This is a genomic window from Serratia symbiotica (assembly GCF_000821185.2).
Taxonomy (GTDB): domain Bacteria; phylum Pseudomonadota; class Gammaproteobacteria; order Enterobacterales; family Enterobacteriaceae; genus Serratia; species Serratia symbiotica.
On sequence record NZ_CP050855.1, the window covers coordinates 71,817 to 86,365 of the forward strand.

Sequence of the window (14,549 nt, forward strand, 5' to 3'; positions counted from 1 at the left end):
ATTATGGCTAAAGGTGTTCGCGAGAAGATCAAGCTGGTTTCTTCTGCTGGTACTGGTCACTTCTATACCACCACGAAGAACAAGCGTACTAAGCCGGAAAAATTGGAACTGAAGAAATTCGATCCAGTTGTCCGCCAGCATGTGATTTACAAAGAAGCTAAAATTAAATAATTTTAGTGGATCAATAAAAGAACCCGGCCTTGGCCGGGTTCTTTTATTTTATAACAGCAGAAAAGGACGGGAGAATGCCAAATGCCTGAATTACCAGAGGTTGAAACCAGCCGACGCGGTATTGAACCTTATCTTGTCGGCCATAGCATTCAGTACGCGATAGTGCGCAATGCGCGCCTGCGTTGGCCGGTCTCCGAGCAGATCCTAACGCTGAGCGACCAGCTGGTACACAGCGTGCAGCGCCGTGCTAAGTATCTGTTAATTGAGCTGGAACACGGCTGGATTATTGTCCATCTGGGCATGTCCGGTAGCCTGCGCATGCTGCGTAAAGAAAACCAAGACGCAGCCGGCAAGCACGATCACATTGACCTGGTGATCAGCAACGGCATGATCCTACGCTACACCGACCCACGTCGCTTCGGCGCTTGGCTATGGTGCGAGGATCTGGCAGCCAGCAATGTGTTAGTGCATCTGGGGCCAGAGCCGCTGAGCGAAGCGTTTAACGGTACCTATCTGTATAAAAAATCACGTAACAAGCGCACGCGGCTCAAACCTTGGCTAATGGATAACAAGCTGGTGGTCGGGGTTGGCAACATCTACGCCAGCGAGTCACTGTTTAGTGCTGGGATCTTGCCCGATCGCCAGGCGGACTCACTGAGCAAGACGGAAGCGGATCTGCTTGCGGCAACTATCAAGGAGGTATTGCAGCGTTCTATCGAGCAAGGAGGAACTACGCTACGCGACTTCCTGCAATCAGACGGCAAGCCGGGGTATTTTGCTCAGGAATTACAGGTGTATGGGCGGGCGGGTGAACCCTGCCGCGCCTGTGGCCTGCCGATAGAATCCACCAAGCATGGGCAACGTAGCACTTTTTTCTGCTGCCATTGCCAACGTTAAGACATTATTGGACGGTGAGCTTTTCCATCAGCGCTTGTGTGACCACACCTGGTAGGAAAGGCGCGATATCCCCACCATGGAGGGCCACTTCCTTCACCAGTGAGGAAGAGATAAACGAGCACTCTTCGGACGGCATCAGAAATATGCTTTCCAGAGTTGGCATCAGATGGCGGTTCATGTTCGCCAACTGCATTTCGTATTCAAAGTCGGACACCGCACGCAGGCCGCGCACTAGGATATTGGCATTATGGTGGGCGGCAAAGTGCGCCATTAACTCGCTGAAGCCCAGTACTTCCACATTATCCAGATGCGAGGTGACTTGGGTCGCCAACGCTACCCGTTCTTCCAGGTTGAATAGTGGCTTTTTGCTCGAGCTAGCGGCAATGGCCAGAACCACATGATCAAACATCAATGACGCACGCGTCACTAAATCCAAGTGGCCGTTGGTCATGGGATCGAACGTCCCGGGATAGATGGCTTTGCGGAACATGATTCACTTCTCTGAGTAGTTGCGGCCCAATGCCCATAATGCGGCATATTTATTGAAGGTATATTGCGCGTTGACCACCGCTAACAGCAACCCCTGTTTACCATCCAGAAAGCCAGCACGCAGCAACCAGGTCTTGCAGAAAGCGCCGAACGTGTGGGTCAGGATTGACAGGTAACCGCAGCGTTTGCCAGCCTGGTGGCGCTGATTGGCCCACTCTTCGGCGTAACGCAGTTGTTTGCGCTGGAAGGCGAAAAAATCACGGCAGGTTAGATGCAGCAGATCGCCGCTAAGCGCAACCACATTGGCACCATCAATATTGAGCGATTCATGCACCAGATCGTCGTTATAGCAGTAACGGTAGTTGGCGTACAAACGGTTGACCCGATCCGGGTACCAGCCGCTGTGGCGCATAAAGCGGCCAAGAAACAAACTACGGCGCGCACAACTGTAAACGGTGCCGTTACCTGGTGCGGTTAAGACCTGCTCTATGGATTGGCGCAGTTCAGGCGTCACACGTTCATCGGCATCGATCATCAGAATGTAGTCGTGGCTGGCATGCTTCTGTGCCAACTGACGCTGTTTACCGAAGCCTTGCCAATCGGTATGAGTGAACACTTTCGCCCCCATACTTTCGGCAATGGCGATGCTGTCATCCTGGCTGCCGGAATCTAGCATGATGATTTCGTCAGCCCAGGCCACCGAACGCAGGCAATCCGGCAACAGCTCGGCTTCATTTTTGGCAATCATCACCACCGACAGGCTTTTACGGCTGCTCATTCAATGGCCCCGAGGCGGCAGATGCGGTTCCAACAGTTGCAGCAGGCGCTGCAACGCTCCCTGATTCTGATACAGCACTTCCACCGCATGGCGACCATAGTAACGGCGATAGTCTTCGTCGGTGAGTAGGGTTTCTACTTCCTTTACCAATGAGTCTGTGTCAGCCACGGTGATCAACCCTTCAGCTTGTGACAGCTTGGCACAGATATCATTGAAGTTGAAGGTATGTGGCCCCATCAGCACCGGGATAGCGTGAGCGGCGGCCTCCAGCGGGTTGTGTCCACCACGTTCAACCAAACTACCACCGACAAAGGCCAGGTCGGCAATACCATACAGCAGCATGAGTTCGCCCATGGTGTCACCGATCACTATTTGCGTGCTGCCGGAAGGGATTTCACTGCGGCTACGCAGGATATAGCTGAATCCGGCTTTCTGTACCAGATCTTTGGCAGTCGCGAAGCGTTCTGGGTGGCGCGGCACCAGGATCAGCAATAAATCGGGGTGTTTTTCCAGAAGTTTGCGCTGTGCTGCCAGCAAAATGCGTTCTTCGCCATCATGGGTGCTGGTGGCGATCCACACCGGGCGGCGCGGTGCCCATTGGCGTCGCAGGGTAACGGCACGAGCAGCCAGTTCCGGCGTGACAGAGATGTCGAATTTCAGGCTACCGGTCACAGTAAGCTGCGAGCGTTTCAGGCCAAGTTCGACGAAGCGATCACCATCTTCCTGATTCTGTGCGGCGATCAACGTAATGCGGTGCAACATGTTGCGGACAAAACCGCCGATTTTTTTATAACCTGCGGCAGAGCGTGCTGAGAGACGCGCGTTGGCGATCACCAGAGGAATATGCCGCTGATGCAGCACGTTAATCAGGTTTGGCCACAGTTCGGTTTCCATGATGATCACCAGTTTGGGATCCACCTGGTCGAGGAAACGCTTTATAGAGCCAGGTAGGTCGTAAGGCAGATAGACATGGTGTACATCTTTACCAAAGGCGGATTGTACGCGCTCTGAACCCGTTGGGGTCATCGTGGTCACAGTTATCGGTAAATAGGGGTAGTGGTGGCGCAGCGCTCGCACTAGGGGAATCGCGGCCAGCGTTTCGCCGACAGAGACGGAATGCAGCATGATACCGCTTGGCAGCACTTTCCCGGTGCAGTAGCCATAACGCTCTGCCCAGCGTTTACGGTAAGCTGGAGCTTTGCGGCTACGCAGCAGTAGGCGGAGCCAAATCAGGGGTTGGATAAGGTAGAGTAGTACCTGATAAAAACGCAGCAACATTCTATCAATTTCATTTATATGGATTATCAAGAATAGTACCATAATTGAGAGGGAAAGGCGCTAATTTGGTAACCTGTGGCCAACTTCAGACAACTGACGAACGATTTTACTAATAGGCTTGGAATGAAGAATATTTTAATTATTCGCCGCGATAACATCGGCGATATTGTTTGTACAACACCCTGAATAACGGATTGAAAACTGCCTATTTGAATGCCAAACTTTATCTTTTTATCAAAAAAGTCAGCCAGAATGTTGTTAAAAAACCGTACCATGAGAAGGTTTTCGTTTATAAGAAGGTCAAACACAAAGCGAAAAATTAAACCACATCAGGGGATTAATTTGAACGGTTGATGATTTTTATTCGGCTGAAAAAAATAAATTTTTATGCGGTTACCCTGGCTACCCCATTGCCTTGCAAATACAGCCTGCGGCTGGCAAAAATGGCCGGGGCCACTAATATCATCGGCGCTGATTTGGACACCTCTGATATATCACCAGCCTTTCCGCAAAGAAAATTTTTGCGGTAAGCATCGGGTACAACATACATACAGCTATTTATCAGCTATTACCGACCAGTCCATTCCGGTTCCGCCGGTACTGATATTTCTGACGCCGGAAGAGCAGCAGGCGGAACAGCGTCTGCAAAAGTTGTTGCCGCCGGTCGGCCGGGTATGTGCCGTCCATATCAGCAGCCGTAGCTCAAAGAGACGCTGGTCGGTAGAACGTTATGCAGAATTATCAATCGTTTGGGTACCGCTCCTGATACCGGCATGCTGATTTTTGGTCGCCACAGGGCACGCTGGCACCAGATGATATCGGCGACCAACAACGCGCTGAGCAGTGACTTGCGCAGTGCCAAAATGAACGCGAGGCGCTGTCTGCGATCGCATCTGCAGGGCAGTTTCGATTTATGCGACAAAGTGCCGTGTAGCGATGGTGATCAGATGCACCTGGCTGCGGCGTTGAATAAGGATATGGTGGTGTTCTTTGGCGATACGGATAAAGGATCCTGGCATCCGTGGTTCGGGCGATATCATATTTTACATAGCGAGCCGGGCGACTGTGTCGATGTTTCCATCGGTGAAGTTTGGCAGAAAATGCAAGATTTTGATTAATTGAAAAACAAGGCGGGGCAGTCCCTGCCTTATTTCATTTCTTTAGTGTCAGATATTGCCGACAAATAGGATCAAGGCCGTAGCTCAACAATTGCTGATGATTGATTTCTGGTGGATTGGCATAAATTTGCGCCATTTTATCCGCCAGCGAACGTTCATTTAATTCCGCCAGCGCGTGGGCCATGCCGGCCTTCTCCAGGATCTCCGCCGGCCCCCCTGGGCAACGGGTGCTGACCACCGGCGTATCGCACAGCAAAGCCTCGACCAGCACGTTGCCAAAGCCTTCGCTGTCGGAACTGAGCACCAACAAAGACGCATGACGAATAAACTTATAGGGGTTGGCCTGGAAACCGAGGAGTCGCACGCGTTCCGCAATGCCCAACTCTGCCGCCAGCCGTTTGGCTTCGGCAATGCTGGTTTCGCTGCCGGCACCAATCAACACCAGCGGCACCTGAATGCCGGATTGCGCATAGGCTTTCAGCAGGCGATCGTGCCGTTTGTGTGGGTGGAAGCGGCCGACGTGCACCAGATAATCCTGGCCCGCCAGCTCGCAAGGCTCCGCTGCCTGCTGTTGGATGGCGGCAATATCAAACGGATTATTGATCACTGCCAAGCTACGGGGGCGAATTGGCAGATTTTGCTGCAGATCTTCACCAACCGCCTGTGAAACGGCGACGATGTTGCGTCCCTGGTAGACACCGGCGATTTTGCGCTGCTTCAGCCAGCGATCCAGCCCCTCGCGGTGGCCAAGGTAGGAAGTGGACAAAATGCCGTGAATGCAGAACCACAAGCGATCTGAAGCCAGCAGCTTGCTGCGGCTGACGATGCGATCGGTCTTGTGCAAGTTGGAGAAAGCCAGGTCGAAGGCACCATTTTTGCGCTCCATGTCGGCGATCGCCCGATCCAGCGCTGCGGCACGGCGCGACAGCTCGGTCAGCTTGCGCCACGGTGTTCGGCTGTTATCTGCCACCACGAGGTAGTTAATCCCCTGGGGAATGGGGTATTTGCAGACGTCGCGTAATGAGACCAGGCTAACGTCATGCCCCATTTGCTGTATGCCCTGACACAGGGTCAGCACCACTTTTTCTGCACCGCCTCCAGGCAGACCGTCGATAACCATCAGTATACGCATAGCTAATCCAGTAGTCGGTTATAGAGGGAAATGAGCTGTTTGGAGAGATGCGCCGGCGTGGCCGACATGATGCGCAGCCTGGCCGCTTCGCCCATGGAAGAACCCAAGGCCTGACGAGGCAATGCCTGAATCGTTGTGCTGATAGCTGTAACGTCGAGGGCATCGGTAACGAAGCCATTCTGGCCTGGCGTAATAAACTCTGCACCGCCGCAGGTGGTGCTGGTGATCACCGGTAGGCCGCAAGCCATCGCTTCTAGGATCACATTAGGGAACGGGTCATACAGCGTCGGTAGCAGCAGCGCGTCTGCCGCTTGGTAAAACGGCAGCGTCTGCTTTTGCACACCCATAAAGTGCACACGGTGGCTACAGCCGAGCGACTGCGCCAACGCCCGATAACGCTTCTCTGCCTTATCCTTACCGACTACCAGCAGGTGGCTGTCCGTTGCTGCTAAGGCGCGGATGGCAGCAGCCAATCCTTTGCGTTCAAAGCCGGAACCGACAAAGATCAGGCAGTGTGCCTGCTGGGGGATTCGATATTGATCGCGCAGCAGTTGCCGCTGTCTTGCATCGGCGGGCATGAACTTTTGATGATCGATGGCGTTATAGATCACCGTAATTTTGTCGGCTGGCACGCCAAAATCGTCGATGATTTCCTGTTTGATCATCTCGGCGTTGCAAATAACGGCTTTCAGTTCAGGCGCGGCGTACATCGCGCGTTCGGCGCACATCACATAGCGGTGATAGCGGTTGGAGAACAACCATTTGCGTCGCCATTCGGGCAGCAGGCGCGCACGTTGCAACAGCCAGCGACGGTGTACACCATCGCCAGCGCGGTAAATATCACAGCCAGGAATACGTTCATGGCTTTGCACCAGATCAAATGGCTCTTTCTGCCACAGCGCTCTGGCTGATTCGGCAAAGCCCCGTTCACGGCTGATGCGGCCAAGTTTCAAGGGATTGCACAGATGAATATGCCAGTTGGGATTGGTGTCGCCCTGCCATTCGCGGGTGATGACATTCAGATCGAGGTTATGCTGTTCCAATGCTTCCAGAGCGCGTGAGACAAAACGCTCAGCTCCGCCATCCGGGCGGTATTTTTGGCGAACAATCGCCAAACGACATGCTTTCATACTAGCTGACTCCGCGCGGCTGCAATCACCGCGTCTATAGGAATAAGGTCAAGATAACGTTCTTTGGTGTTGGTGTTGATGGTGTCTGGATCGGGCAACTCGCCAAAGTCTCCAGCCCAAATCACATGGCCGATAACTTGCCATGGCCTCCATAAGATCAGTTTTGATGGGCCGAACAGCGCGATGCACGGCGTTTTTAACGCAGCAGCCATGTGCATTGGCACTGAGTCCACGCCGACAAACAGTTTTGCATGGTCGATCAGAGCAGCCAATTGGCGCAGCGTCAACTGCCCGGCCAGTGAAATCACACTCTGCGGCAAGCAAAGTGCCAGAATGCGCTCCACCATGGCTTTTTCCCGGGAGTCTGGGCCGGAGGTGATCACCAATTGGTGACCATTGGCCTGCAATGCGCAAAGGGTGGCTGCCATCTTTTCTTCACTCCAGCATTTGAAGAACCAGCGCGAGGTAGGCTGCACCACGATGTAACCACCGGTCACGCCCTGCTGCTGCAACAGCCGCTCACTGGCTTGCCAATCCTGCGCTTCATAGCTCATCGTTACCCGTTGGCTGAGTGCCGGTAGGTTTAGGGGAGCCAACAGCGATAAATTCTGTTCAACGGTATGCTGGTGAGCGTGATCGCTCACCGGCACTAGCCGGGTGTGGCAGTGGTGCCAAACAAAGCCACGACGTTTAGGAAAGTCGAAGCCCAGCCGGATAGGTGCGCCAGTCAGGCGCGTGAGGATGGCGCTGCGCCACTGATCGGCCAGATTGACCACCAGATCGTAGCGCTGTGCCTTAAGCTGGCGCAGCAGGCTCAGTTCATGGCGCAGATGCGTCAGGGTTCCTTGTTTTTTCCACTGACGGTCAATGGCGAAAATATTCGACAGTGCTGGATTACTCGCCAGCATCTCATGGGTTTCCTGATACAGCAGTACATCGATCTGTGCCTGCGGGTAGTTTTGTCGCAGGCTGCTGATGACTGGCGTGATCAGCAACATATCGCCATGGTGGCGCAGTTTAACGATCAGAATACGCTGTACGGGTAGATTAGAAATTAAGGCCGGCGCGTCGTTCATCATCAGTCGCTTTCAGGGAAACCAGTCTGTGATTCTAAATGACCCGATCGCCTGTGGCTACTGTTGCTCCGCTTTGCTTTCTTATCGGGAAGGGGGACGAATGCCCCTCAACGTTGTTCAAATCCGGTAATAAAGTCATTTGCATTTGCCCTAGCGCAACGGCCTACGTAGTATAATGCATTCTGTTGATCTCAGGTCGATATTCATGGCTAAACCGGCGTTTCTCATTACTATTGATACCGAAGGCGATAATCTGTGGCAAAACCACGATCGTATTTCCACCGAAAATACGCGTTTCTTGCCACGTTTTCAGGCGCTTTGTGAGAAATACGCCTTCAAGCCAGTTTATCTCACCAACTATGAAATGGCATTGGATCCGGCCTATGTTGAGTTCGCCCGCGATGTGATCGCGCGCGGTGCTGGCGAGATAGGGATGCACCTACATGCTTGGAACAGCCCGCCACTGGCTCCGCTGACCGACGATGATTGGCGTCATAAGCCGTATCTGATCGAATATCCTGCCGATCAGGTTCGTGCCAAAGTCGATCATATGACCAAGCTACTGGAGGACACTTTCCAAACAAAGATGCTCAGCCACCGCGCTGGCCGATGGGCCTTCAACGAATACTATGCATCGCTGCTGCTGGAATACGGCTATCAGGTAGACTGTTCAGTTACACCACGGGTTAACTGGCAGCTCTCGCCGGGCAACCCGCAGGGGGATGGCGGCACGGACTACCGCCATTTTCCATCGCAGGCTTACTTTATTGATCCGCAAAATATCGCCAAGCCGGGTACTTCGACATTATTAGAGGTGCCAATGAGCATTCAGTACAAGCATTCGGCGCTGATGAACATCTTCAAACAAGGCTATGATAGGCTGCGGGGCAAGCAGCGTTCACCATCGGTGCACTGGCTGCGGCCCAGTGGCAACAACCTGCACCAGATGAAAAAGGTGGTTGAGGTATTATTGGCACAGGGGCATGATTACCTGGAGTTTATGCTGCATTCCTCCGAGTTTATGCCCGGCGGTAGCCCGACATTTAAAACCGAACAGGATATTGAAGGGCTGTACCGCGATCTGGAACAGCTGTTTGACTGGTTGCGCCAGCGTACAGTTGGCATGACGCTGGCTGAGTATTATCAGAGAAAAAAGATCTGAGCATCGATGAAAAAAAGTAAGATTGATACCGTTAATCGTTTCCTGCATTTCTACACCAGATTTTTTGGGAACTTAAAAGATGTAAATAGCCTGAATGCTGAGCGGGACTTTGGCAGCATTGTTATTTACTCCAGCACGGCGCTTGGCGACCTGATGTTTAATACGCCAGCTATCCATGCGTTAAAAAAACGCTACCCCAATGCGAAATTTACCCTGGTCTCCAGCGATAAAAACCGTCATTTGGTCATGGATAGCCGCTATTTTGACAAGGTGATCTATTGGGATAATAAAGTTAAGGATATTTTCAGCCTGGTTGCCCGCCTGCGGAAAATGAAACCTGAGCTGTCGGTGATCCTGCACTCTTACATCCCTTATGATGTGCTCAGTGCGGTACTTTCTGGTAGTCAGTACATCATTCGTGACAACTACAGTTGCGACGGTGAGCATATGAACCACTGGGTATATTGCCATCGGGGTCACTATGACGGGCATTTAATCCAGCGCAAGCTGGATCTGCTGAAAGTGATCGGCTGCGATAATCAAGATACCCACATGCATATTCCCGTGCGCTTTAATTCCTTGCCAAGAATTGCGAATAAAACGCTGGTTGGTTTTCAGATGGGTGCCTCAGAAGCGCTGCGTTGCTGGCCCAAAGAGCGTTTTGTGTCCCTGGCTCGCAAACTGTTTTCGGCAGATGATCGCTACCATGTTGTGCTGATTGGCAGTGCCAAGGAAAAAGAGCTTGAGCGGCAATTCCTGGCTGCGCTGTCCCCGGAAGAGCGGCAACGGGTTACCTGCCACATAGGCAAAACCACATTGCCTCAGTTGCTTGGCATTATCCAGCAGTTGGATGTACTGATTACCGGCGACACCGGGCCATTGCATCTTGCTGTTGCCCTACAGACGCGTACGGTCAGCCTATTTTATACGGCCAATCCTCAGCATACCGGGCCTTATCAAGATCCTGAATTGCACCGCATTATCTACATTGATCCTGACGATAACAAAACGTCGCTGGATATGGATTTCCCGTTAGAAGTTATTGCTGTAGATAGGGTTTATCATTTATTGCGCGAAATCCTGTCCTGATTTTTCTGCGGTACCGGGGAAGTGCCTGACACCGCAGAGCCGATCAGTACGATCTTTTCAATAGCGGCAGTGACAGCGCCAATGAAGTGACAACCACCAGCGCAGTATTGCTTTGTATCAACACCACGTCTGTAAACCCAAATACGATTACCGGGCAAATAACGAACAATGTGCCGCTGTTTTCGAACGCGTTTTTCCTGTTAAGTGAGAAATACAGGCAGAATAAGTAGAAGCACAGCAATGAAAACAGGCCAAACATGCCCTGCAGGGACAAGGTTTCCAGCATGTCATTGTGCAAGTGGTAGGCCACGTTTCGCATCGCTTCCAGATTGCCCCGTTCATGTTGACGGATATACTCCTCTACTTTTTGATAGCGCTTATCCGTGCTCTGCCCCAAAAGATTAAACTGAGAACTATACCAACCGGATTTCCAGATGGAGAGGCGGGCGCCTACCGAGGTGTCGTTATTGGTGTGATATTCCGCAATATCCGTTTGGATTTGGGATATGCGATCCCAAGAAAAATACAGTACTGTGGCCGCACCGGTAAAAATAATCACTGTGAACAAAGCCTGTATCTTTTTATTTACGTCACGGTAGTAGGCTAGGAAAAAGGCCAGATACAGTACTGGAGTAAGAAATATCGCGGCCCGGGTTTCTGTCAACAGCACCATTATCATACTGGCCAAGAAAGTGCCGAGGAACATCAGTAAAGATAGTACAGACGACTGAAAACATTTACGGATCAGGATGATGGAGATCATGGAGATAAATACGGCCAAATAGGCACCTGTGGTGGCGGCGTCAGTGGTCCATTTGACTCTCGGCTCCAACTCGGTACGGGAAAGGTAACCCAACCACAGCGCCATGATGAGACCAATAAAAAGGGCTGCGATGCTTACTTTTAGTACGTTTTTGTTGAGCATCCTGCGACATTGATAAAAATAAAACAGTACGAAGGCGGCGAGCAGAAAGCGTTTACCTACGGTATGGTAGTTATCTCTAATGTCGATGAAATCTGTATTTTTGAATAACTCAGCCCAAATTAATTTACTCGCTGAAAAAAATATCAGTGAAATGCAAAGCAACATTAGTGGCTTATCGGAAACCAATATTTTTGGGTTTTTATATGCGTTGAGTATGATATAAGTAACGGCAACATAACTGACCAGATAAAAAATCTTCTCCGGGTAACCTTTTACCAGTAAATCGAGAGAGACCGAGCAAGCCAATGCAAAAAAGCAAAGATTAAAAATAATGGCGTTGTTACGTGTTTCTTTCAGCACGTTGCTTCCTCACTTACCATAGCGAAATTTGAAATAGGACAAATACCAGTGCAGACTGGACAGGTATTTTTTCTCACGGAACATTAACTTATACATCTTCTTTGCCTGTCCATCATTTTTAGGTATATCAAAATGATGGGATGACCATGGAGAATTAAGATAAATATTCGTATAAAACTGGGTGCCTGCCTGCTTGTTCCATTTTTGCCACGGCTTATCTGCACCGGCATAGTGCAAAAATACGGTGTCAACGGATGGCAGGACTTTATAATCGGCTTCTTGGTGGCCAAGCATAAATATAGAGTTGTATTTTTTTTCAACAAACCTGACCTTGCCCTCAAGGATGATATTCAGGGCATCCTGATCCATATATTTAAATTTATGACCTTGCGATTCTAATATCGAAATTGTCTTATCGCTGATATTTTCTTGCAACCACCGTTGCACGTTAATCAGCAGCATGCCTGAATTGAAATAGTTAGAGCCTTGCAAACCGATATTTGCAGCCAGCGTTGGTGCCAAATGTTCCCCTTCGCTGACAACCAGGGCAATATCTGTATATGCCGATCTGCTGTTGTAAAAATCAGTGAAGGCGTTCAAACAAACAATATCGGCGTCCAGATACAGTAGGGTCGCTTCACGCTCGAGCAGATAAGGGGCCAGTAGGCGATAATAAATCGCTTTACTGAAAAGTTCAGTCGAAGGCAGCTTGGCGAAGAGCTGCTCGGGAAGCTGATGAACATGAATGCTGTGTACGGTCCCGGCGATGAGGGCACGTAAACCGTCAGCCATGTCAGATACCTCTTCAGAGGTTATCAAATGGAAATGAACCTGGCCCTCATCGATATGGTCGATCAACGAGCGGATGGTGATGCAGGCATGACGGATAAAATTACCGTCCACGCCAAACGCAACGTGATAATGTTGCTGCTCATGCTGGTTATCACTACCCTGATATAGGGTTTCTTTAATCGCCCCCCTAATACTCTGTAATTGTTGGGGCAGATTGCTGTTCAGGTTATTTTCCATTTTTTTATCTTGAGATATTTCTTCTTGAAACTCAGGCGAATAGCGGGATCCAGCAAAAAAGAAATCGAACTTATTTCTTTGATTCTTTTGATTACCTTTTGACGGCTGGGCGTGTTGTCCATGTTTCGGCCATAGCGCTGGAATATATTGATCCAATGGCAGGCGATAAGATTGGCATATTGATAACCAAACACGCGTTCCATCTCTTCCGTCGCCTCGACCAGCAGTTCTACTTTCTCGCTATCAACTCGGCTCGACAGGCTGTTGCCATGTTTGAAATAGAGATAGGGGCTGCTGCGAGAAAAGACGATGTGCTGACAATGGCTCAATATTGTCGGGAAAAGATAGGCGTCCTCATAACAGCGGAATGGCGGAAAAGGATGTGCCAGCAGCAGTTCCCGTTTAACGAACTGACCGATGAAATGAGCCTGCATGTCCTTATGGATCAGGAACTTTTTTATCGCCTGCGGCTGTGACAACGGCTGCGGTTGCAGGCCCGTCCATGAGATATCCAGATCGCTGTCGCCATGCTCTTCGTTAAGTCTGGTAAGCAGCAATTCCGGTTGTGAAGCTGCCAAAAACTGCACGACATCGCACAGAGCGCCGGCTAAAAGCCAATCATCGCCATCTACCATGGTGACATAGTCGCCTGAACATTGCTGGACGCCAAAGTTCCTGACCTTACCGATATTACGAAAATCGACCTGAAATAGACGTGTGTGGTGTGCATGACGCTCGGCAAATTGCTGCAATATTTCCGCCGTGCGATCGACAGAAGCGTCGCTAATCAGAATTATTTCATAGCCTTCGTTCAGGCCGGCAAGCGAGCTGAGCAAAGTGGCCAGTGTCTTGTCCAGATAGGCTTCGCAATTATGCGCCGTCAGGACAATGCTGAGTATCTTCCGATCCACCATCATTAATATTCCAAGTCAAGAAAATAAGCTTACAATGCTTACTGTTGCTGTAATAGGCCATAAACCTGTTGTGCGCTGATATCCGCCATTTTGTTACCTGCCAGCGGCAGGCAGGCGTACTGATTCTGCCCATAACCGCCAATTAGCCCAGGATCTGTCGGGCCAAACAGCGTGATATTCGACTTATTAAGCGCGGCGGCAAGGTGGCTCAGCCCGGTATCTACTGAGACCACGCTTTTAGCACCAGCCAATACCTCGGCCACCTGTTGCAGGCTGAGCTGTGGCAGCACCTCGACATGCGCAAAACCTTCTGCCAGCCGCAGTGCGCGTAGGCGCTCATGCTCCGCGCCCCACGGCAGTTTGATCCTCAGCCCGTTGTTTGCCGCCAGCTTAATCAGCTCGCGCCAGTTTTGTTCCGGCCAGTGTTTATCGTCTCGCGTGGTTGCATGCAGAAACACCAGATACTGATCGGCATCGGCTGGCGGCTGGCTGAGAAATCGCCCAGCGATGGCGTAATCGCCGTAGCTGCCCGGCTGGTCGTAACCCAGGCTTTTGGCAAACAGTTGGCGTGTGCGTTCTACCGCGTGCTGCTGCTTGCTGATCTCATGCCGATGATTATAGAACCAACTGGCGAAGGGTTCGCGTGCACTCTTGCAGCCCTGGCCATGTTTACAGCCTTTAGCAAGGCGAGTGATCAACGCCGCGCTTTTAATCAGCCCCTGTGCATCGATCACCACGTCATAGCTGCGTTGCTGCACCGTGCGTTTGAAATCGCCGCGCTGCTGGCGCGTTACGCGACCAAACCAGTTTTTACGCCAACGGCGGATAGCCACTGGGATCACGCGATCGACAGCCGGATGCCAGGTGGGGATTTGACGGAAGCCTTCCTCCACCACCCAGTCGAAACGGATGCCCGGAATGGCTTGCATGGCATCGCTCAGTGCGGGAAGTGTGTGGAGTATGTCCCCCATCGAGGAAGTTTTAACAATCAACACCTGCAT

The 14,549-nt window shown here is 51.2% G+C and carries 14 protein-coding genes and 1 pseudogene; 5 read left to right on the forward strand and 10 right to left on the reverse strand.

Translation table 11 applies throughout. The features are described from left to right. Nucleotides 1-3: 3 nt before the first annotated feature. Together rpmG and mutM are read left to right on the forward strand one after the other, a co-directional pair. Nucleotides 4-171, forward strand: a complete 168-nt coding sequence (gene rpmG, locus SYMBAF_RS00425; RefSeq protein WP_004392084.1) for a 50S ribosomal protein L33 — start codon at nt 4-6, stop codon at nt 169-171. An 81-nt stretch (nt 172-252) separates the two neighbouring features. Further along, nucleotides 253-1,068: a bifunctional DNA-formamidopyrimidine glycosylase/DNA-(apurinic or apyrimidinic site) lyase gene (gene mutM / locus SYMBAF_RS00430; protein ID WP_040264554.1), complete on the forward strand. Its 816-nt coding sequence runs from the start codon at nt 253-255 to the stop codon at nt 1,066-1,068. A gap of 4 nt (nt 1,069-1,072) precedes the next feature. Here mutM and coaD read toward each other — a convergent pair whose 3' ends face one another. From coaD to waaA, 3 genes are read right to left on the reverse strand one after another with little or no spacing between them, the layout of a single operon-like run. After that, complete coding sequence (coaD, locus tag SYMBAF_RS00435; RefSeq protein WP_040264553.1) at nt 1,073-1,558, reverse strand: pantetheine-phosphate adenylyltransferase; 486 nt, start codon at nt 1,556-1,558, stop codon at nt 1,073-1,075. A gap of 3 nt (nt 1,559-1,561) precedes the next feature. Continuing rightward, nucleotides 1,562-2,335, reverse strand: a complete 774-nt coding sequence (locus SYMBAF_RS00440) for a glycosyltransferase family 2 protein (protein ID WP_040264552.1) — start codon at nt 2,333-2,335, stop codon at nt 1,562-1,564. Next, nucleotides 2,336-3,613, reverse strand: coding sequence for a lipid IV(A) 3-deoxy-D-manno-octulosonic acid transferase (waaA, locus tag SYMBAF_RS00445; protein WP_040264551.1), 1,278 nt, complete (start codon nt 3,611-3,613; stop codon nt 2,336-2,338). 123 nt (nt 3,614-3,736) lie between these two features. On the opposite strand from waaA, the pseudogene SYMBAF_RS18130 reads away from it, so the two are divergent. Further along, nucleotides 3,737-4,731 (forward strand): annotated as a pseudogene (locus SYMBAF_RS18130) (glycosyltransferase family 9 protein). Between the two features lie 34 nt (nt 4,732-4,765). Here the strand turns inward: SYMBAF_RS18130 and SYMBAF_RS00455 are convergent. Genes SYMBAF_RS00455 through rfaQ form a run of 3 tightly spaced genes read right to left on the reverse strand, consistent with a single transcriptional unit; the run spans nt 4,766 to nt 8,072 of the window. Further along, nucleotides 4,766-5,863, reverse strand: coding sequence for a glycosyltransferase (locus tag SYMBAF_RS00455; protein ID WP_040264550.1), 1,098 nt, complete (start codon nt 5,861-5,863; stop codon nt 4,766-4,768). Between the two features lie 2 nt (nt 5,864-5,865). Continuing rightward, nucleotides 5,866-6,993, reverse strand: coding sequence for a glycosyltransferase family 4 protein (locus SYMBAF_RS00460; protein ID WP_040264549.1), 1,128 nt, complete (start codon nt 6,991-6,993; stop codon nt 5,866-5,868). Further along, nucleotides 6,990-8,072 (reverse strand): putative lipopolysaccharide heptosyltransferase III, encoded by a 1,083-nt coding sequence (rfaQ, locus tag SYMBAF_RS00465; protein ID WP_040264548.1) that lies wholly within the window; start codon nt 8,070-8,072, stop codon nt 6,990-6,992. The genes SYMBAF_RS00460 and rfaQ overlap by 4 nt, the downstream gene beginning before the upstream one ends. 202 nt (nt 8,073-8,274) lie before the next feature. Here rfaQ and SYMBAF_RS00470 point away from each other — a divergent pair, with 202 nt between their 5' ends. Together SYMBAF_RS00470 and SYMBAF_RS00475 are read left to right on the forward strand one after the other, a co-directional pair. Further along, on the forward strand, nt 8,275-9,231 hold the full coding sequence (locus tag SYMBAF_RS00470) for a polysaccharide deacetylase family protein (RefSeq protein WP_040264547.1): 957 nt from the start codon (nt 8,275-8,277) through the stop codon (nt 9,229-9,231). A 6-nt stretch (nt 9,232-9,237) separates the two neighbouring features. Continuing rightward, nucleotides 9,238-10,320: a glycosyltransferase family 9 protein gene (locus SYMBAF_RS00475; protein ID WP_040264546.1), complete on the forward strand. Its 1,083-nt coding sequence runs from the start codon at nt 9,238-9,240 to the stop codon at nt 10,318-10,320. A 43-nt stretch (nt 10,321-10,363) separates the two neighbouring features. Here SYMBAF_RS00475 and SYMBAF_RS00480 read toward each other — a convergent pair whose 3' ends face one another. The 4 genes from SYMBAF_RS00480 to rfaC are packed head-to-tail and all read right to left on the reverse strand — an operon-like array spanning nt 10,364 to nt 14,549. Then, nucleotides 10,364-11,605: an O-antigen ligase family protein gene (locus tag SYMBAF_RS00480; protein WP_040264545.1), complete on the reverse strand. Its 1,242-nt coding sequence runs from the start codon at nt 11,603-11,605 to the stop codon at nt 10,364-10,366. A gap of 9 nt (nt 11,606-11,614) precedes the next feature. Then, complete coding sequence (locus SYMBAF_RS00485) at nt 11,615-12,634, reverse strand: glycosyltransferase family 8 protein (protein ID WP_040264544.1); 1,020 nt, start codon at nt 12,632-12,634, stop codon at nt 11,615-11,617. Continuing rightward, on the reverse strand, nt 12,619-13,551 hold the full coding sequence (locus tag SYMBAF_RS00490) for a glycosyltransferase family 2 protein (protein WP_040264543.1): 933 nt from the start codon (nt 13,549-13,551) through the stop codon (nt 12,619-12,621). The genes SYMBAF_RS00485 and SYMBAF_RS00490 overlap by 16 nt, the downstream gene beginning before the upstream one ends. Nucleotides 13,552-13,586: 35 nt before the next feature. Beyond that, complete coding sequence (gene rfaC / locus SYMBAF_RS00495; RefSeq protein WP_040264542.1) at nt 13,587-14,549, reverse strand: lipopolysaccharide heptosyltransferase RfaC; 963 nt, start codon at nt 14,547-14,549, stop codon at nt 13,587-13,589.

What these genes read in the sequence shown, in the direction of transcription:
- rpmG (WP_004392084.1), top strand. Translation starts at nt 4, where the DNA reads ATGGCTAAAGGTGTTCGCGAGAAGATCAAGCTGGTTTCTTCTGCTGGT.
- rfaQ (WP_040264548.1), bottom strand. Translation starts at nt 8,072, where the DNA reads ATGATGAACGACGCGCCGGCCTTAATTTCTAATCTACCCGTACAGCGT.
- SYMBAF_RS00490 (WP_040264543.1), bottom strand. Translation starts at nt 13,551, where the DNA reads ATGATGGTGGATCGGAAGATACTCAGCATTGTCCTGACGGCGCATAAT.
- SYMBAF_RS00470 (WP_040264547.1), top strand. Translation starts at nt 8,275, where the DNA reads ATGGCTAAACCGGCGTTTCTCATTACTATTGATACCGAAGGCGATAAT.
- mutM (WP_040264554.1), top strand. Translation starts at nt 253, where the DNA reads ATGCCTGAATTACCAGAGGTTGAAACCAGCCGACGCGGTATTGAACCT.
- waaA (WP_040264551.1), bottom strand. Translation starts at nt 3,613, where the DNA reads ATGTTGCTGCGTTTTTATCAGGTACTACTCTACCTTATCCAACCCCTG.
- coaD (WP_040264553.1), bottom strand. Translation starts at nt 1,558, where the DNA reads ATGTTCCGCAAAGCCATCTATCCCGGGACGTTCGATCCCATGACCAAC.
- rfaC (WP_040264542.1), bottom strand. Translation starts at nt 14,549, where the DNA reads ATGCAGGTGTTGATTGTTAAAACTTCCTCGATGGGGGACATACTCCAC.
- SYMBAF_RS00485 (WP_040264544.1), bottom strand. Translation starts at nt 12,634, where the DNA reads ATGGAAAATAACCTGAACAGCAATCTGCCCCAACAATTACAGAGTATT.
- SYMBAF_RS00475 (WP_040264546.1), top strand. Translation starts at nt 9,238, where the DNA reads ATGAAAAAAAGTAAGATTGATACCGTTAATCGTTTCCTGCATTTCTAC.
- SYMBAF_RS00455 (WP_040264550.1), bottom strand. Translation starts at nt 5,863, where the DNA reads ATGCGTATACTGATGGTTATCGACGGTCTGCCTGGAGGCGGTGCAGAA.
- SYMBAF_RS00460 (WP_040264549.1), bottom strand. Translation starts at nt 6,993, where the DNA reads ATGAAAGCATGTCGTTTGGCGATTGTTCGCCAAAAATACCGCCCGGAT.
- SYMBAF_RS00440 (WP_040264552.1), bottom strand. Translation starts at nt 2,335, where the DNA reads ATGAGCAGCCGTAAAAGCCTGTCGGTGGTGATGATTGCCAAAAATGAA.